The 17,405-nt window shown below is 65.3% G+C and carries 13 protein-coding genes and 1 tRNA gene; 10 read left to right on the plus strand and 4 right to left on the minus strand.

The features are described from left to right. Positions 1–4: 4 nt before the first annotated feature. The 3 genes from AC6RV7_RS09740 (at position 5) to AC6RV7_RS09750 (ending at position 6,567) form a co-directional block, all read left to right on the plus strand. Positions 5–3,637 (plus strand): translocation/assembly module TamB domain-containing protein, encoded by a 3,633-nt coding sequence (locus AC6RV7_RS09740; protein ID WP_500093778.1) that lies wholly within the window; start codon positions 5–7, stop codon positions 3,635–3,637. Between the two features lie 55 nt (positions 3,638–3,692). Then, positions 3,693–5,735 carry a BamA/OMP85 family outer membrane protein gene (locus AC6RV7_RS09745; protein ID WP_500093779.1) on the plus strand — a complete coding sequence of 681 codons (2,043 nt, stop codon included), beginning with the start codon at positions 3,693–3,695 and terminating at the stop codon, positions 5,733–5,735. Positions 5,736–5,859: 124 nt separating this feature from the next. Further along, positions 5,860–6,567 (plus strand): zinc metallopeptidase, encoded by a 708-nt coding sequence (locus AC6RV7_RS09750; protein WP_500093780.1) that lies wholly within the window; start codon positions 5,860–5,862, stop codon positions 6,565–6,567. A gap of 60 nt (positions 6,568–6,627) precedes the next feature. Here AC6RV7_RS09750 and AC6RV7_RS09755 read toward each other — a convergent pair whose 3' ends face one another. Genes AC6RV7_RS09755 through AC6RV7_RS09765 form a run of 3 tightly spaced genes read right to left on the minus strand, consistent with a single transcriptional unit; the run spans position 6,628 to position 9,797 of the window. Beyond that, complete coding sequence (locus AC6RV7_RS09755) at positions 6,628–6,951, minus strand: molecular chaperone DnaJ (RefSeq protein ID WP_500093781.1); 324 nt, start codon at positions 6,949–6,951, stop codon at positions 6,628–6,630. Positions 6,952–6,961: 10 nt separating this feature from the next. Next, a complete protein-coding gene (locus tag AC6RV7_RS09760) occupies positions 6,962–7,684 on the minus strand; it encodes a PP2C family protein-serine/threonine phosphatase (protein ID WP_500093782.1) in 723 nt (240 codons plus the stop codon). Between the two features lie 16 nt (positions 7,685–7,700). Continuing rightward, positions 7,701–9,797, minus strand: a complete 2,097-nt coding sequence (locus tag AC6RV7_RS09765; protein WP_500093783.1) for an ATP-dependent DNA helicase — start codon at positions 9,795–9,797, stop codon at positions 7,701–7,703. A 99-nt stretch (positions 9,798–9,896) separates the two neighbouring features. Here AC6RV7_RS09765 and AC6RV7_RS09770 point away from each other — a divergent pair, with 99 nt between their 5' ends. Then, positions 9,897–12,128 (plus strand): heavy metal translocating P-type ATPase, encoded by a 2,232-nt coding sequence (locus AC6RV7_RS09770; protein ID WP_500093784.1) that lies wholly within the window; start codon positions 9,897–9,899, stop codon positions 12,126–12,128. 15 nt (positions 12,129–12,143) lie between these two features. Here AC6RV7_RS09770 and AC6RV7_RS09775 read toward each other — a convergent pair whose 3' ends face one another. Further along, positions 12,144–12,680, minus strand: coding sequence for a L,D-transpeptidase family protein (locus AC6RV7_RS09775; RefSeq protein WP_500093785.1), 537 nt, complete (start codon positions 12,678–12,680; stop codon positions 12,144–12,146). Between AC6RV7_RS09775 and AC6RV7_RS09780 the strand changes: the two genes are divergently transcribed. From AC6RV7_RS09780 to AC6RV7_RS09805, 6 genes are all read left to right on the plus strand, one after another. Further along, entirely contained in the window at positions 12,679–13,728 is a 1,050-nt protein-coding gene (locus tag AC6RV7_RS09780; protein WP_500093786.1) for an aspartate-semialdehyde dehydrogenase, read from the plus strand. The two genes, AC6RV7_RS09775 and AC6RV7_RS09780, sit on opposite strands and share 2 nt — an antisense overlap. Positions 13,729–13,828: 100 nt before the next feature. After that, a tRNA-Val gene (locus AC6RV7_RS09785) sits at positions 13,829–13,905 on the plus strand. Positions 13,906–13,973: 68 nt separating this feature from the next. Continuing rightward, positions 13,974–14,444, plus strand: a complete 471-nt coding sequence (gene ilvN / locus AC6RV7_RS09790; RefSeq protein WP_500093787.1) for an acetolactate synthase small subunit — start codon at positions 13,974–13,976, stop codon at positions 14,442–14,444. A 109-nt stretch (positions 14,445–14,553) separates the two neighbouring features. Continuing rightward, positions 14,554–15,579 (plus strand): ketol-acid reductoisomerase, encoded by a 1,026-nt coding sequence (gene ilvC / locus AC6RV7_RS09795; RefSeq protein WP_500093788.1) that lies wholly within the window; start codon positions 14,554–14,556, stop codon positions 15,577–15,579. Between the two features lie 62 nt (positions 15,580–15,641). Continuing rightward, entirely contained in the window at positions 15,642–16,496 is an 855-nt protein-coding gene (gene hemC, locus AC6RV7_RS09800; protein ID WP_500093789.1) for a hydroxymethylbilane synthase, read from the plus strand. 64 nt (positions 16,497–16,560) lie between these two features. Continuing rightward, positions 16,561–17,346, plus strand: a complete 786-nt coding sequence (locus AC6RV7_RS09805) for a uroporphyrinogen-III synthase (RefSeq protein ID WP_500093790.1) — start codon at positions 16,561–16,563, stop codon at positions 17,344–17,346. The last annotated feature ends 59 nt before the right edge of the window (positions 17,347–17,405 follow it).

Below are 17,405 nucleotides of genomic sequence, written 5' to 3' on the forward strand. Positions count from 1 at the left end.
ACTCATGCGCCGTGCTCTGATCGTCCTTGCTGCCGCGGCCGCGCTCCTCGTTGTCGCGGCGGTGGCCTCGCCGTGGTGGACCGGTTGGGCGGTGGCCCAGATCGGAGGGCGGTTCGGACTCACGTTTGCGAGGGCGGAGAGCGAGGGCTACCGGCGGCTCGTGCTGCACGATGTGCGCATCGAACGTCCGAACGTCCGCATTTCGGTCGACCGGATCGAGTCCGACGGGTTGATCCTCTGGCTCTGGCGACGGGCGACGGGCGCACCGGCCAACCTGGTCGCCGGCGACTGGCGGGCGGACGTCATTCCCGCAAATGGCGCGCCGGCGAAAAAAACTCCCCGCGGGTGGCAGCCGCTGCGCGTACAACTGGCCCGCGCGGGCGACCGGCTGGCGCAGTGGCTGCCGCACGCACGAGCGGGACGCGGCGTCGTGGCCTGGCCGACGGGCGTTTTGAAAATCGACTCGGCGGAATGGCACGATCGCGTGTTGGTGTCGCCGGCCGTCACGTGGGGCCGCCTCACCGCGGCGGTGCGGGTCGAAGTTCCCGCCGACGGTGAGATCGTCGCGCGCGCCGAGAACGACGATGGCACGCTCGCCTTGCAGGGCAGCGCGACGGACGTGCGGGCAACGCTCACGTGGTGGAATCAGAAGGCGGAGGGCGAAGCGCGTTTCGGCGCGGAAGGTTGGCGACCCGAGTATGCCAGCGTGCGGGCGGAAGCTTGGACGTTGCCCGCAGAACGTCTCAAACTCGGCCGGCAATACGCTCACGTGCGCGGCGACGCACGGATCGAGTGGAAGGATGGTGCTTTGACGGCGGATGTTGCCGCGCGCGGCGAACCTCGCGAAGGCCAGGAGGCGCCGCCGCTCGAGATCGCCGTGCATGGACGCGGCGAGGCGGGCGGTTTTGTGGCGGAGCAGTTGCGCGTCGAGATTCCGGGAGTGACCGCGCGACTGAGCGATCCGGTGCGCATCGACCGCAACGGACACATCATTTCGCCGCCTGCGCGGTTCGTGGCCGAGGCCGATCTGGCCCGGCTGCCCTGGCTGACAGCGGTGGGAAATGTCACCGGCACCGGCGCGATCGCGGCGAATGCCGAAGGGTTTCCGCGAGTGGACTTCGAGCTGAACGGGCGCGGCATCGAACTGTATCGGCCAAAATTGGACATCGCCGCGCGCGGTGCGCTGGACTGGCCGGTGCTGCGCGTTGACGCCGTGCAGCTGCGATCGGAGAACGGCGAACGCCTCGTCGCGGAAGGCGCTTGGGATTTTCGTGAACGTCGCGCCTCCGACGTGAAGGCGAACGGCCGGCTCGGCCGCGATCTGATGGGAGACTGGATGCCAGCGACCCTCCTGTGGGATGACGCGGAGTTCGAGGCGGAGGTCGCGGGCCCGGCGGCGGCGCTGGAGCACCGGGGGCATCTGGTGGTCACCGGCTTTCGTTCGGGACCGTGGCACCTCGGGCGCGTCGAAACCGATTGGATAGGACGCGGACCGGTGCTCGAAAAAGTTTCACTCGCGGCCGCGGCCGGTGCGACGCGGGTAACGGCGCACGGCAGCGCAGACGCCGACAAGATGCGGATCGAAGCGGCGGAGTTCGTCCGCGGTGAGAACGTCCGGCTGCGCCTCGGCGCGCCCGCCGAGGTGCGGTGGACGGAACGGCGGTTTCGCGCCTTGGATTTCGTGGGCGATTCCGCGCGAATCTCGATGAGCGGAGCGCTCGGACCGGCCGGGGAGTTGGGGCTTACGTTGCACCATGTTTCGTCCGAGTGGTGGCGCGATCTCGTCGATCTGCCCGCCGCAAAATGGACGGTGCACGAGCTCGAGTTGACGGGCGTATGGGACCGGGGACCGGCGCGTTACGCAGCGAAAGGGCGCGGACAGGTCGAGTTTGGCCGCGGACAGGCGGCACAGATCGTCACGCAATTCGAAGGCTCGGCCGACGGGCTGGAGCTGAATTCGCTGGATGTCACGGAGGGACAGGGGCCGATTGTGCGCGCCACCGGCCATCTGCCCGTGATCGTATCGCCCGGTGGGCCGCGTTGGTTCCAGCTGGATGAAACGGCGCGGCTCGAGATCGAGGCGGAGACCTCGTCGAATCCGGAATTCTGGCGGGAGCTCACGCAGATCACCGGCGTGGAGCTGACGGACCCCGAGGTGCGGGTGAACCTCACCGGCAGCTGGCAGCGGCCGCGCGGCGAGGCGACGGTGCGGGCGGCGTCCGTGGCGGTCACGAACGACCGGCTCCGGAAAAACTGGCCGCGTATCGAAGCTTTGGATGCGCGACTCGTGGGCTTGAACGACGGGGTGCGTCTCGAGCGATTTTCCGCCGTGGTCGAAGGGCAGCAGTTGCGCGCGCAGGGATGGCTGCCGCTCTCGATGGAGCGTTGGCGCGAAATCCGGGACGATCCGCGAACGCTGGCGAAAAGCGGCGACCTCCACGTGGAGGTTCCCGATGCGGATCTCGCGGCGGTGGCGAAGTATTTCCCGGATATCCTCGCCCCGAAGGGCCGCCTGCAGGTCGAGGTGACGCTGCGGTCCGATGCGACTTTGAACGGCTTCGTGCGGGTGCGCGATGCCACCTCGCGTCCGCTCGGACCGCTCGGCGTGCTCCAGGACGTGAACGCGGAGATCCGGTTGCGGGATCGCTCGGTGGAGCTGCCCGCGGTGTCCGCGCGTATGGGTGGCCAGGCGGTCACGCTCGAGGGCCGGGCGACGTTGCCGAAAGAGGGACGCGCGCTGCTGGACCTGCAGCTCAAGGGGCGGAACCTGCCGTTCGTCCGGAGAATGGGGCTGTTGTTGCGCGGCGATCTCGACCTGACGCTGAAAACGCCGGCGAGCGGGCCCACCGCGATCGGCGGCACCGTGAGACTGCGCGACAGCCTGTTTCTGACGGACGTGCGCTCGCTGCTGCCGAGCGGACAAAAGGGGAGTGCGGCGCGGCCGCCGTATTTTTCCATCGAGGCGCAGCCGCTGAATGGCTGGCGGCTGGATGTGGGGATCCAGGGCGAAAATTTCATGCGGGTGCGGACGCCGATCTTCGACGGTGCTGCGTCGGCGCGATTGCATCTCGAAGGCTCGCTCGGCGAGCCGCGGCTGCGGGGCGAGATCGTGGTCGGGCGCGGAACGGTAAAGCTGCCGTTCGCGACCTTTGCGGTCCAGCAGGGTTACGTGCGCTTCGCTCCGGAGCAGGCGGATCCCCAGCTGCTGGTCAACGCACGGTCACGACGTTTTGGATACGATGTGCGCATGGAATTGTCGGGACCGGCCACCGCGCCCAACTTGACGTTCTCGTCGAGCCCGCCGCTCGATGCCGAGCAGGTGCTGCTGATGGTGATGGCCGGGCAGCCTCCGAACGACGAGATCACCACGACGGATCGCCAGCGCATCGCCCGGTTTGGCGCGTTTTTCGGGCAGAGTTTGCTCGGATCGCTGGGGGGCGATGCCACGGGTGCCGACCGCCTGACGATTTCGAGCGGCGAGAGCATCTCGGCCCAGGGCCGTGAAACCTACAGCATCGAATACCGGCTCAACCCCCGCTGGGCGATCACGGGCGAATACGACGAGTTCGACGAATACTACGGCGGCTTGAAATGGCGGGTGTATCCGCGGGGAGGCGGCGAAGATGAGGAAGATTGACCTCCGCCTCGTGTGTGCGCTGGCCCTCGCGGGGAGTGCGCCGGCAACGGCCGCTTTGCACGCTGATACCTCCGAGGCCAAGCCGGCGCGGATCGAGGTCAACGGGCTCGGCTGGTGGGACAATCGCGAGCAGCGGGTTTCGTTGGACCGCCTGTTGGGCAGCGAGCGGGGCCCGACGCTCGATGCGAATGCGCTGGAGGATGCGGCGTTTCTGCTGATGTCGGCGCTCAATCAGGACGGATATCTCAAGCCCACCATCAAGACCCGGGTAACCGAGCGCGGCGGCGGCAGGCGGGAATTCGTATTCGATGCGCGCATGGAGACGTTGCTGCCGCGACCGTTGGAGGCGACGGAGGTGGCGTTCGACGTGAAAACCGGCCCGCGTTACCGCTTTCACGAAGTGACATTTGCCGGGCTGACCGCACTTTCGGAGGAAGAGGCGCGCGAGTATTTCCTCGGCGAGGGCGTGCTGATTGCGAGGTCGGGTGCGAGGGCGTATTCGCCGGCGCATCTGCAGCGCGATCTCGCAGCGCTCGAAGGCGAATTGCAGCGTCGCGGTCATGCGGAGGCGAAGGTCGCGGCGGAGGACGTGCGGATCGACGACAAGACCGGCCGTGTCGACCTGCGCGTGGCCGTCACGGAGGGCCCGCGCTGGGAGGCGCGCTCGCTGCGGATCGAAACGCCGGATGGGCCGCTGGACCTTCCGGAACTGCGCACTTTCGTGGGCCAGTCGTGGTCGCGGTATTGGGAGCAGGACGTGGCGGCGGCGATCCGGAGCCATTTCTACAAACAAGGGCATCCCGATGTGCGTGTGCGGATCCAGCGCGAGACGGGTGAGCCGGCCGGCGGGTCGCGGCCGGTGGACGTCGTGGCGCAGGTGCAGCCGGGCGAGGAGGTGCGGGTGGGGCAGGTGCGGATCGAAGGCGCGGAACGCACGCGCGAAACGGTCCTGCGGCGCCGGATTCGCAGCGCCGGGGGCGATCTGCTGAACCCGCTCGAAATCGACCAGGCGCGATTCCGCCTGTCGCGACTGGGCATCTTCGACGCGGTGGACCTCCGCTACGAACCGGCGGACGGGCCGGTGCGCGATCCGGTGTTCGTGGTGCGCGAGACCCGGCCGGTCGAGGTGAATCTGCTTTTCGGATACGGCAGCTACGAGCAGTTCCGCGGCGGCGTGGAGCTGCGGCAGCTGAACGTTTTCGGACGCGCGCACCAGACGCGGCTGCTTCTCGCGCAATCGGTCAAGAGCAGCCGGGGCGAGTTCACCTACACGGTGCCCGAGCTGTTTGGCGAATCGCTGGATGCCAGCATGCGAATCTTCGGATTGCAGCGGCAGGAGACCGCCTTTCTGCGGCAGGAATACGGCGGCAACGTGTCGCTCAGCGCGCCCCTGCGGCGTCTCGGCGCCAACGCCACCGTCGGCTACACCTATCAGGCGCTGCGCAACCGCGAAAACGAGCTCACTACGCGGACCGATGACGAGAAACAGGTGACGGCGGCGAGTATCGAAGGCCGGATCGTGCGGGACCGGCGCGACAATCCGCTGCGTCCACGACGTGGCTACCGCCTGTTTGCACAGGCCGAGACGGCGAGCCGGTATTTTGGCGGCAGCGTGGATTACCAGCGGTTCGAATTTGGCGGATCGTATCACCGGCCGCTCGGCCGCGGACGCTGGCTGCACCTGGGGCTGAATCATGGCGTGATCATGACGCTCGGCGGAACGGACGACTCGCAGCTGCCGGTGAACAAGCGATTCTTCCCCGGCGGGGACAATAGCATCCGCGGCTACCAGGAGGGCGAGGCCGCGCCTGTCGGTCCGGACGGCCGCTATGTCGGCGCCAAGAGTTATGTCCTGGGGAACATCGAGTTCGAGCAGGCGCTGACCGCGAAATGGGCGGTGGTGGTTTTCGGCGATGCGCTCGGGACGGCGGTGCGGCTCGGAAATTATCCGTTCAACGAGGAATTGTATTCCGTGGGCGTCGGGCTTCGTTACCAGACCCTGATCGGACCGGTGCGCGCCGAGTATGGGCGAAACGTGAATCCTCGACCGATCGATCCGGGCGGCACGTTTCTGATCTCGATCGGCTTTCCTTTTTAGGTGGCCGGCGCAAGAAACACTGGAATGCGCGATCGTCGTTTCCAACCGGGCCGATTCCGCTGGAAAAGATCGCGTTTTGGCTAAGTTAGAAACATTTCAATCCACCCTTTACCAACTTCATCCAATGACAGCAGCACATCTCGCGTTTGTTTACCTCCCGCCGGGGCTGTTCTGGCTCCTCTTCATCGGCGTCTTCGTCTTCGCGCTCTATGCGCAGATCCGCGTGTCGAGTGTTTACGGCAAAAACGCGCGGATCGCGTCGCGTGGCCGTATTACGGGACGTGAGGCGGCGGAGGCCGTGATGGCGCGCGCTGGGATCCGCGATGTGCAGATCGTGGAGACGTCCGGGCATCTCACGGATCACTACGATCCGACGCACCGGCGCCTAGTGCTTTCGTCCGAAAATTATCGCGGCACGAGTCTCGCGGCGCTGGGCGTCGCGGCGCACGAAGCGGGTCACGCGATCCAGCACAAGGTCGGCTATTCCATGTTGAAGGCGCGCATGGCGCTGGTGCCGGCAACGCAGTTCGTTTCCCAGATCATTCCGTTCCTGATCCTCGGCAGCTTCTTCTTCGTTCGCGGGCTGACGGGCATCGTGCTCGATATCGCGATCATCTGTTATGCGGTGCTGACGCTGTTCCAGTTGATCACGCTTCCGGTCGAATTCGACGCCAGCCGCCGCGCAAAGGTGCAACTGGTCGAGCTGGGGATCCTCGATCGCGACGAAATGCCGGGTGTGAATCAGACGCTGAACGCGGCTGCCCTCACGTATGTGGCGGCGTTCGTCGGCGCGCTGCTCAACCTCCTTTACCTGCTCTCGCGGCGCGACTGATCCGCTCGAGCAGGCGACTGAATTTCAGCCGGTCCGCGCTGCGGGCCGGCTTTTTTTGAGTCACGCTGCCGGGGCGTCCACGTCGGCGAGCAAGGCACGGAGTTCGCGTTCCGGATCCTCGTGGTGCTGGGCAACCGCCAACGCGAGGGCGTCGGCGAGCAGTGGACGCGCCTGGGCGCGGCGGCCGAGTTGGAGCAGAAGTTTCCCGAGCAGAATGCGTGGCATCATCCAGTCGGCTTTCTTCGCGACGCAGAATTCGAAATGCGGGATGGCGTCTTCCGCGCGGCCGGCAGCCGAAAAGGCCTGCGCGAGACTGAAACGAAAGAGCTCGTTCTCGGGCTGGCGGACGACGAGCGCCTGGAATTGTTCGATGCGCGAGGACACGATGGGAGCGTCAAGGTTCGTCGACGAATACCAGCACGCCGGTCGCGTTGTCCGGCCCACCGCGGTGCACTGCGAGCAGGATGATCTCGCGGAGCAACTCTGAGGGCTCGAGCGGTTTGCCCAGCAGCGCGCCAAGTTCGTCGTTCGAAATCAGGCGGGTCACGCCGTCCGTGCAAAAGAGATACCGCTCGCCGGCTCGGAGCGGCCGGCGAATGACATCGACGGCGGGCGAGCCCGGCTGGCCCATGCAGCGGGTGAGGGCATTGCGGTTGGACTCGTGATAAAAAACGGTTTCGCCGCGGGCGCGGCGGTGCCGGGCCTCGTTTTCCACCGAGTGATCCTCGGTCAATTGCTGGCAATCGCCGCGATGCCAGACATAGCAGCGGGAATCGCCGACGTGCGCGATCTGCAGCTCGCCCGCGCGCACCACGCCAAACGTGAGCGTCGAGCCGATGCCCATCGCCGGACTCAACGTGGCGCCGAGCTGGCGGATCCGGTGGTTGACGCGTTGCACGATGGTCGTGAGATCGGCGTCTCCGCCCGGTTTCAAGTGGTGCAATTCATCCGCGATCTCGCGCACCGTGTGCTCGGCGGCCTCCGCGCCGCCGGGAAGACCGCCGACGCCATCGGCGACCCCGAAGATCATCGCATCGTCGTCGCAGAGGAAACGATCCTCATTCTTCCGGCGCACCCGACCGATGTCGGAAAAAGAGGCTGAGCGAAGAAGCGTCATGGAGCAGGGCACCAAACTAGCGCGGCGGCCGCGGCACGAAAGGCTGAAATCGTTGGTCCCGGTCCGCACGCGTGAGTCGGGTAAAGTCTGACTTCGGCAGCGAATCGAGAAAGAGCCGGCCGTAACTTTTCGCGAGAATCCGCGAATCGAGGATGGTGACTACGCCGCGATCGACGGCGGAGCGAATCAGGCGCCCCACGCCCTGGCGGAATTTGATCAACGCATCCGGCAGCGTGAGTTCGTTGAAGGGATTTCCGCCCCGATCGCGAATGTGATCGCAGCGCGCCTCGGTAATCGGATGTGTCGGCGGATCGAAGGGCAGCCGCGTGATGATCACTTGCGACAGCGCCTCGCCGGGCACGTCGACACCGGTCCAGAAGCTGTCGGTGCCGAACAGCACGGCGTTGCCCAGCGCGCGCATCTGATGCGCGAGTTCCGTGCGCGACAGTTCCGCGCCCTGGATCATGAACGGCCGGCCCGCGGTGCGGAAAACCGGTTCCAACGTCGCGGCGACCGCGCGCATGTCCGTGTAGCTCGTGAACAACACCAGCGAGCCGCCGCTCACGCGCTCGGTGCAGAACCGCACGTAATCCGTGAGCGCGTCGAGCGCGAGACGCGCCTCCTGCGGCGAGGGCAGCGGAATGTCGGCGGCGACATAGACGCGCATGTTGCGCTCGTAATCGAACGGCGATTTCACGGCGACTGCGCGCGCGTCGTCGGCGCCCATGCGCGCGGCGAACGGCGCGATTTCGTGGCCGATCGCGAGCGTCGCACTCGTGCAGACCACGCTCGTGCCGCAACCGAACAGATGTTTTCTCAACTCCGGGGCGACGTCGATCGGCGCGCTGCGGAGCGTGACGATCGTCTGTTTGCGGCCGCTGCGCTCGGCCCAGTAAACGTGTTTCTTGTCGGCGAGCGTGAGCCATTCGTCGATCGCGGCGGCGATCGATTTCACGCGCAGCTTCTGCTCGAGCAATTCGTCGCGCTCGCGACCGTCCTCGAGTTTGTCGGCTGCCTTGCCGATCAGCCGATGCAGCGCGCCGAGCGGACCTTCGAGGGTGTTTTCGGCCACGCCCGCTTCCCGCACGCGCACGACGGGCCGCTGCGTGAGCAGGCTGCTGGCGACGAAATCGAAGAACAGCTGCGACGCTTCCAAGGCGTCGAGCACGAGTTGTTGCACTTCGGGCCCGCCGTGCTTGCGGAGAAGGCCGCGTTTCGTGCGCGGATTGTAGAGGTATTTCAGCGCGCGATCGACGCCGTAGCTCGAGAGCGAAAGGCCGAAATTCTCCGTGGCGACGTCCGGCACGGTGTGCGCCTCGTCGAGGACGACGAAATCGTCGGCGAAGAGCACGCCGCGCGCGTCGGTGTTGGCGCCGTTGGCCTGCGCGCCGCCGGAGTTGATCAACGCGAACAGCAGCGCGTGATTCACGATGATCACGTGCGCGGTGCGCAACCGGGCGCGGGCGCGCTGGTAGAAACATTTTTCGCAGTCGCAGTGCTTGCGCGAACAAGACGACGAGTCGGCGTTGACGGCGTCCCAAACTTCCGCACGCGGCGGCGGCTTCAATTCGTGCCGCAGGCCCGTCGCCGTTTCCTGCGCCCAGCCGGCGATGCGCTGCAGTTCGTCATAATCCGCGTCGGCGAACAGACTCGCGCGATCCGAAAGGGCGGTCGCGAGCCGCGTGGTGCAGAGATAATTCGATTTGCCGACGAGAACCGCCGAGCGGAAATCCGCATAGCGGGCCAGCTCGGGCGCGCCCTTGAACAAGCGCCGGCAGAGCGGCAGGTCCTTGGTTTCAAGCTGCTCTTGGAGGGAAATCGTGTGGGTCGAGACAATCAGCTGCCGCGACTGGTCGACGGCGTGAACGATGCCGGGGACGAGATAGGCCAGGGATTTCCCGACGCCGGTGCCGGCTTCGAACAGCAGCGGCACGTCATCGCGCATCGCCGCGGCGACAGTGCGGGCCATCTGTTCCTGCTCGGGGCGATGTTCGAGCTGGAGGGCTTCGTGGAGAAATCCTGTTTCGGCAAAAATCGCCGCGGCCAGCTCCGGCGCGCGACTCGCCACCGGTGGCGGGAGGCTGGAGTCGGTGTCGTCGCGGAGTCCGATCATGATGTGAACGCAAAGAGGTGACGGCGTTTGGACGGGATTTCAATGTCGGCTGCCGGCTTGCAGTGAATTTTTGGTTGGGCGAACATCGCGGCACGCACGATGAGCACGTCGAACAAGCACGGCGCAAACTGGGTCGAGGAACTCGCGGCATTTTTGCGCGAACAGCCGGAAATCAGCGCGGTCCGCATCGATCGCGCGGCGCACACCGTCGCCGTGGCGACCATCGGGCCGGTGGAGCTGACGGGCTTGCGCGAGAAACTCGCCGAAACGATCGCGGAGGTCGAAGCCCAACTCGCCACGGATGACGAAGCGCGGGTGCCGGCGGGATTTGCGCTGAAGCATGAAGGCGGCGCCACTGTACTGGGGCGTGAAACCTGCGTGACGGCGGAAAAACTCTGGCTGTGGCGCGAGATGGAGTGGCCGGAACTCCAGGCGGAGCCGGAGGCGCCGGAGTGGCGGATGCTGGCGCTGCTGGCGGCGATCTGCGGTGGAGCGGGCATCGCCGGCTTCATCAGCGGTTACGTCGCGCCCGAATTGCCGTGGCTGAGCCGCGGCTTTTTCATCGTCGGCCTGATCGCGGGGGCGTGGGACGCGGCGGTCGACTCGTGGGAGAATCTCAAGAAAGGCGATATCGACATTCACTTCCTGATGCTCGCGGTCGCGGTGGGCGCGATGTTCATCGGCGCGTGGGGCGAGGCGGTGTTGCTGCTGTTTTTGTTTTCCGCTTCGGGCGCGATGGAGGAGTTCGCGTTGGATCGCACGCAACGCGAGGTGAGCGCGTTGCTCAAGAGCGCGCCGAAACATGCGACGCTGGTGCTGGCCGACGGCGGCACGAAGGAAGTGGCGGTGGCGGAGTTGCGGGTTGGCCAGCGTGTGCTGGTGCGGCCGGGGGAGGCGTTTCCGGCGGACGGCGCGGTGGTGAAAGGCCGCAGCGCGAGCGACGAGTCGGCGCTGACCGGCGAGGCGACGCCGGTCGAGAAAGGCGTCGGCGATCCGATTTTCAGCGGCACGATCAATCTCTGGGGCGCGGTCGAGTTCGACGTCGCGCGGCTGCCGTCGGAAAGCACGCTGCAGAAAATCATCCGCCTGATCCAGACGGCGCAGAAACTCAAGGCGCCGAGCGAGCGGTTCACCGACAAATTCGGCACGGGTTATACCTACATTGTGATCGGCGGCTCGTTCGCGATGTTCCTGGTGTGGTGGCTCGGCTTTCAGCTCCCGGCCTTCGAAAACACCGAAGCCACGCGCTCGGCGTTTTATCGCGCGATGACGCTCATGGTGGTGGCGAGCCCGTGTGCGCTCGTGCTGTCGATCCCCTCGGCGATCCTGGCGGCGATCGCGTGGGGTGCGCGGCACGGCGTGCTGTTTCGCGGCGGCGCGGCGATCGAGAAACTGGCGGACATCAACGCCGTCGCGCTCGACAAGACCGGCACGTTGACGACGGGTGAACTGAGCGTCGAGGCGGTGGAGAGTTTTCCGGCCGGACGCGAGGGCGAGGTGCTCGAGCTGGCGTATGCTTTGGAGGCGAAGTCGCAGCATCCGATCGCGCGGGCGATCGTGCGTTACGCGAAAGCGCAGGGCACGCGGATGCTGGAATTGGAGGAGTTTCACTCGATCACCGGTCAAGGATTGCGCGGAAAAATGGCGGGCGCGAGTTTGCTGCTGGGACGACGCGAATTGCTCGAGAACGGGCCGCTGGCGGAGTGGGCGAAGCGGTTGCCACCGGCGTCCGCGGAATTGACCGAAGTCTGGGTGATCGCGGCGGACATGGTGGGCCGCGTGCTGTTGAAGGATCAGATCCGCGCGGAGTCGCGCGACGTGCTCGCGAAGCTGAAACACGCGGGGATTCGCACGATCATGCTGACCGGCGACCGGCGGCATGCGGCGGAAGCGGTGGCGAAGGAACTCGGTCTGGACGAAGTGCGCGCGGGTTTGTCGCCGGAAGGAAAGGTGGCGGCGATCATGGAGCTTCGCGCCGGCGGCCGGAAAGTGGCGATGGTCGGCGATGGCGTGAACGACGCGCCCAGCCTCGCGGCGGCGGATGTGAGCGTGGCGATGGGCGCGCGCGGCAGCGATGCGGCGCTCGAGCAGGCGGAAGTGATCCTGATGCACGACCGGATCGAGAACTTTCTCGCGGCGGAACGCCTGAGCCGGCGCGCGCGCGCGGTGATCCGGCAGAATCTCACGATTTCGCTCGGCGTGGTGATCGTGATGGTGATCGCGACGGCGTGGGGTGCGGTGCCGCTGGCGATCGGCGTCGCGGCGCACGAAGGTTCGACGTTGGTCGTGTGCTTGAACTCGTTGCGCTTGTTGTTCGGCCGCAACGCGTGAGCGCCGCGCGGGAACTCAGTCGACGATCATGACTTGATCGCCGGCGCGCACGTCTTCGTAGAGCGCGACGATGTCGAGGTTGCGCATGAGCACGCAACCGGCGCTCATCGGTTCGCCGATGCGCGCTTCGTGATTCGTGCCGTGGATATAAATGTAGCGGGCGTAAGTATCGACGTCGTCGTCCCGGTTCACGCCGGGTTCGAGTCCGCGCAGCCAAAGGATGCGGCTGGTGATCAGGTTGTCCTGCGCCGCGGCGTCGGAGAGTTCGGAAAAATGATGCCCGGTGGCGATGCGGGACTTGAACACCATCCCGGGCGGCTGGCCCGCGCCGATGCGCTCGGCGATCTCGTGGAGCCCGCGCGGGGTGCCGAGGGAGTTCTTGATGTTCGAGGGCGGACGGCGCGACGTGGAGACGGGATAGCTCCTGACGAGCACACCTTTGCGATAGAATTGCAGGGTGGCTGTGCCGATCCGGACAAACAGCAACCGGTCTGCGGGCTTGATGCCGAGGCGCAGACAGGTTTTCGTGACCAATCCTAACGGAGTTTCCATGAGCAACACGCCATCCCTATCGGTCGGTATCGTCGGTGCCACGGGTGTCGCCGGTCAAGAGCTGCTGCGGCTTTTGCACGAGCGCCAGTTCCCGTTCGCCTCGCTGCGGCTCTTCGCCTCGGCGCGGTCGGCGGGCAAAGTCGTGGAGTGCGCCGGCAAGAAATACACGGTCGAGGAGGCCAAGCCCGGCGTGTTCGCCGACGTGGACGTGGCGTTCTTCGCCACCGAGGGTGCAGTCACCAAGGCGCTCGCGCCCGACGCGGTGAAGGCGGGCTGCGTCGTGATCGACAAGAGCTCGGCGTTTCGCATGGACCCGTCGGTGCCGCTCGTGATTCCGGAGATCAATCCGGAAGGGTTGCGTGATCACAACGGCATCATCGCGAATCCGAACTGCTCGACCGCGGTGTTGTTGATGGCGCTGTGGCCGTTGCACCAGGCGTTCGGGTTGAAGCGCTATTTCTCGGCGACGTATCAATCGGTCTCCGGCACCGGCATCGAGGCGGTCGAGGAGCTCGAGTCGCAGGTCCAGGCTTACGTCAAGGGCGCGCCGCTGGAGAAGAAGGTGTATCCCTACCAGATCGCGTTCAACTGTATCCCCCAAGTGGATTCGTTTGGCGCCGACGGCTACACCGGCGAGGAAACCAAGATGCTGCAGGAGAGCCGCAAGATCATGGGCCTGCCAAACTTGAAGGTGTCCTCGACCTGCGTCCGGGTGCCGGTCGTGCAGGCGCATTCGATCGCGGTGAACGCCGAGTTCGAGAAGCCGGTGAGCGTCGAGGCGGCGCGCGCGGCGATCGCGGCTTTTCCCGGTGCGGAGCTGGTGGACGATCCGTCGAACCGCCGTTATCCGACCCCGCTCGATTTCACGCGCAAGGTGAAGTGCGGCGTCGGTCGCATCCGCATCGATACGGCGCTGGACAACGGCCTCGCGCTGTGGGTCAGCGGCGACAACCTCTGGAAGGGCGCCGCACTGAACGCACTGCAGAACGCCGAGCTGATGGTGCAAAAAGGCTGGTTGAAGTCGAAGGCGCAGACGGCGGCGGCGTGAGGTGGAGCGGGTCTTCGACCCGCTCTGCGTTCTCACCCGTCATACCGGAATAATTCCTTGTCATAGCGGCGGCCCGGACACTTTCATAAACCCTCGGCTCGGACGCTTAGCTCAGTTGGTTAGAGCACCTCGTTTACACCGAGGGTGTCGGGGGTTCGAGTCCCTCAGCGTCCACCAGTTTTCGCTCGCATCGTGAGCTTCGGCTGGCCAGCCGGTTGGTTTTCCTTCTAATTCAAACCTTTTCCATGCGTCACACGATCTCCGTCCTAGTCGAGAACAAGTTTGGCGTGTTGGCGCGCGTGTCGGGCATGTTCTCCGGCCGCGGGTTCAACATCGACTCGCTCAACGTCGCTCCCACGCACGATGCCTCCCTGTCGCGGATCACCGCGGTGCTCAAGGGCGACGAGGGGCAGCTCGACCTCTGCATCAAGCAGCTGCGGAAGCTGATCAATGTCGTCGACGTGATCGATTTCAAAGAAGGCCAGGCCGTCGAGCGCGAGCTCGTCCTGGCGAAGGTGCGCGCGGATGCGAAGACCCGCTCGGAGATCGTCCAGATCGCCGATATCTTTCGGGCGAAGATCGTGAATCTCACGCAGGACAGCCTCATCATCGAACTCACCGGCACCGACGACAAGATCGGCGCGTTGCTGAGCCTGCTCGAGCCCTTCGGCATTCTCGAGATCGCGCGCACCGGCCGTCTCGCGTTGAAGCGCTGACGTCCCGCGCGGCGAGAGTTGAGGGACGGGAGTTGTCTGACCAAACCCCGTTTTTCCTCTCGCTGATTTCTCTCAACTCCAGACCCTCAACTCTCAACTTTTCATCCACATGCCCGCCAAAGTCTACACCGACAAAGACGCCGACCTCGGCGTGTTTAAAAACAAAACGCTCGCCGTCCTCGGCTACGGTTCGCAGGGCCACGCCCACGCGCTCAATCTGAAGGACAGCGGCTGCAAGGTCATCATCGGCCTCTATGAGGGCTCGAAGTCGAAGGCCGTCGCCCAGCAGCACGGTTTCGAAGTGGTCGACACGGCCGAGGCCGTGCGTCGGGCGGACGTCATCATGGTCGGCCTCCCCGACATGAAGCAGGCGGACGTTTACGAAAAGGACATCGCGCCGAATCTCGCCAAGGGCAAAACGCTCCTCTTCTCCCACGGTCTCGCGATCCACTTCGGCCTGATCAAGCTGCCGAAGGGCGTGGACTGCATCATGGTCGCCCCGAAGGGCCCCGGTCACATGGTCCGTCGCCTCTATGCCGAGGGCAAGGGTATGCCGGCGCTCATCGCTGTCGCTCCGGGCTCCTCGAAGAACGCGAAGAAAGCCGCGCTCGCCTGGGCGAAGGGCATCGGCTCGACCCGCGCGGGCGTGCTCCAGACGACCTTCAAGGAAGAAACCGAAACCGATCTCTTCGGCGAACAGGCCGTGTTGTGCGGCGGCGCCAGCGCCCTCGTCCAAGCCGGTTTCGAAACGCTGGTCGAGGCCGGTTACCAGCCCGAGATGGCTTATTTCGAGTGCCTCCACGAGCTGAAGCTCATCTGCGATCTCATGTATGAGAGCGGCATCGCCGGCATGCGTTTCTCGATTTCCGAGACCGCGAAATACGGCGACATCACCCGCGGCCCGCGCGTCGTGAACAAGAAGACCAAGGCCGAGATGAAGAAGATCCTGAAGGAGATCCAGACCGGCAAGTTCACCAAGGAGTGGGTCAAGGAATACAAGGGCGGCCTGAAGAACTACAACAAGCTGCTGAAGGCCGGCGAAAAGCACCAGATCGAGAAGACCGGCGCTTACCTGCGCGGCATGATGCCCTGGATGGCGAAGAAGCACATCAAGGGCGTGCAGGCTGCTTACTAAGCACAGCTCGACATTGCCAATTCACCAGGGCGCGGACAAAGTCTGCGCCCTTTTTCTTCGCCGTGACCAAACTCGTCCTCGCCACCCGCAAAAGCCCGCTCGCGCTTCGCCAGACCGAGATGGTCGCGGCTCATCTCGAATCCACCCTCGGCGTCAAAACCGAGCTGCTGAAAATCGTCACCACCGGCGATCGCCAAACCGATTGGTCGCTGGAGCAAAAGGGCGGAAAAGGTCTCTTCACGAGCGAGCTCGAAGCCGCGTTGCTCCGTGGCGAGGCCGACGTCGCCGTGCACAGCACGAAAGATCTGCCCGGCGACATGCCAGAGGGTCTCGCCATCGCCGGCTACCTGCCCCGCGCCGATACGCGCGACGTGCTTGTGCTGCGCGCCGGCGTCGCCAAACCGAAGCTTCTCGCCACCGGCAGCCCGCGGCGTCGCCTTCAGATCGCGAAGCTGTTTCCCGGCGTCGAGTTCACCGAGATCCGCGGCAACGTCGACACGCGTCTCAAGAAAATCGGCGAACAACACGTCGCCGACGGCACGATTCTCGCCAGCGCGGGACTCAACCGTCTCGGGATCGGCAACTGGCCCGGAGTCGAGTTTCACGCGCTCGGCCATCACGACATGGTGCCGGCCGTCGGGCAGGGCGCGATCGCGATCCAGTGCCGCGCGGGAGACAAGAACCGCTTTGCGGACGTGTTCGACGCGGCGACGGCGCGCGCGGTCGATCTCGAGCGCGCGTTTCAAGCCGCGCTCGGCGTGGGCTGTCACACGGCCTTCGGCGCGCACGCCACGGCCGACACACTGTATTTTTTCCACGAGGCGATCGGCACGCGTCAGTTCCCGATTGGCCCGGCCGATTTCGCGGCGCCGGCGGCGACCGCGGGACGGATTTTGCACGAGCTCAAACTGAAATAATCGGGGCGCTCCGATCGGGCCCCGACGGGGCGGCGATCCGGACAACCCTTCCTCTATGGCGGACATGACCAAGCTTTCTCCACTCACCGGCCGGCGCGTCGCCGTCACTCGCGCGCGCGAGCAGGCATCCGAACTTTCGCAAAAACTCACCGCGCTCGGCGCGGAAGTCGTGGAGCTGCCGCTCATCCGCATCTCGAAGGAAATCTCGAAGGAATCGCTCATGGACGTGCTGCTCGAGCTGGGCGGCTACGACTGGATCGTCTTCACCAGCGCGAATGGCGTGCGCTTCTTTTTCGAGGAGTTTCTCCGCATCTACGACGACATCCGGTCGCTCGGATTGCTGCGGATTGCGTGCGTCGGAGAAGGCACGGCCAAACTGGTGCGGGAGCTGCACCTGAAGGTCGAATGCATGCCCAAAATCGCGACCGCGGAGGCGCTGGCCGACGAGCTCATCGCAACCGACAGTCTCGACCATGCGAAGATGATCGTGGTCACGGGCAACTTGAACCGCGATACGCTCGTGACGAAGCTCGAAGGCGCGCACGCGATCGTCGATCTCCTGCAGGTTTACAAAACCGAGCAAACCGACCTTGGTGACGATCCGGCGGCCGCCGACTTTCGCGCGAAAGGCGCCGATGCGATCCTGTTCGCAAGCTCGTCCGCCGCGCAGTCGTTCGCCGACCAGGCGAACGCCCTGAAGCTGAAAACCGGCGCGAAGCGTCCGCTCGCGGGCAGCATCGGTCAGCAGACCAGCGATACGATGAAAGCGGTGGGAATCCCGGTCGATTTCACCGCCAAGGAACCGAGTCTCGATAGCCTGATCGAGGCTCTGGTGAAAAAGCTGAAATAGCCCCCGCAACGCGCCGACGGAAACCGGAGTTTTCTTTCTGGGAGTTCCGTGTATTCCGT

It is taken from the genome of Opitutus sp. sgz309028 (genome assembly GCF_059821195.1).

Excerpts from the sequence above, each read along its gene's own strand:
- AC6RV7_RS09750 (WP_500093780.1), top strand. The coding sequence starts at position 5,860 with ATGACAGCAGCACATCTCGCGTTTGTTTACCTCCCGCCGGGGCTGTTC.
- AC6RV7_RS09780 (WP_500093786.1), top strand. The coding sequence starts at position 12,679 with ATGAGCAACACGCCATCCCTATCGGTCGGTATCGTCGGTGCCACGGGT.
- AC6RV7_RS09805 (WP_500093790.1), top strand. The coding sequence starts at position 16,561 with ATGACCAAGCTTTCTCCACTCACCGGCCGGCGCGTCGCCGTCACTCGC.
- AC6RV7_RS09765 (WP_500093783.1), bottom strand. The coding sequence starts at position 9,797 with ATGATCGGACTCCGCGACGACACCGACTCCAGCCTCCCGCCACCGGTG.
- AC6RV7_RS09775 (WP_500093785.1), bottom strand. The coding sequence starts at position 12,680 with ATGGAAACTCCGTTAGGATTGGTCACGAAAACCTGTCTGCGCCTCGGC.
- AC6RV7_RS09740 (WP_500093778.1), top strand. The coding sequence starts at position 5 with ATGCGCCGTGCTCTGATCGTCCTTGCTGCCGCGGCCGCGCTCCTCGTT.
- AC6RV7_RS09770 (WP_500093784.1), top strand. The coding sequence starts at position 9,897 with ATGAGCACGTCGAACAAGCACGGCGCAAACTGGGTCGAGGAACTCGCG.
- AC6RV7_RS09760 (WP_500093782.1), bottom strand. The coding sequence starts at position 7,684 with ATGACGCTTCTTCGCTCAGCCTCTTTTTCCGACATCGGTCGGGTGCGC.
- ilvN (WP_500093787.1), top strand. The coding sequence starts at position 13,974 with ATGCGTCACACGATCTCCGTCCTAGTCGAGAACAAGTTTGGCGTGTTG.
- ilvC (WP_500093788.1), top strand. The coding sequence starts at position 14,554 with ATGCCCGCCAAAGTCTACACCGACAAAGACGCCGACCTCGGCGTGTTT.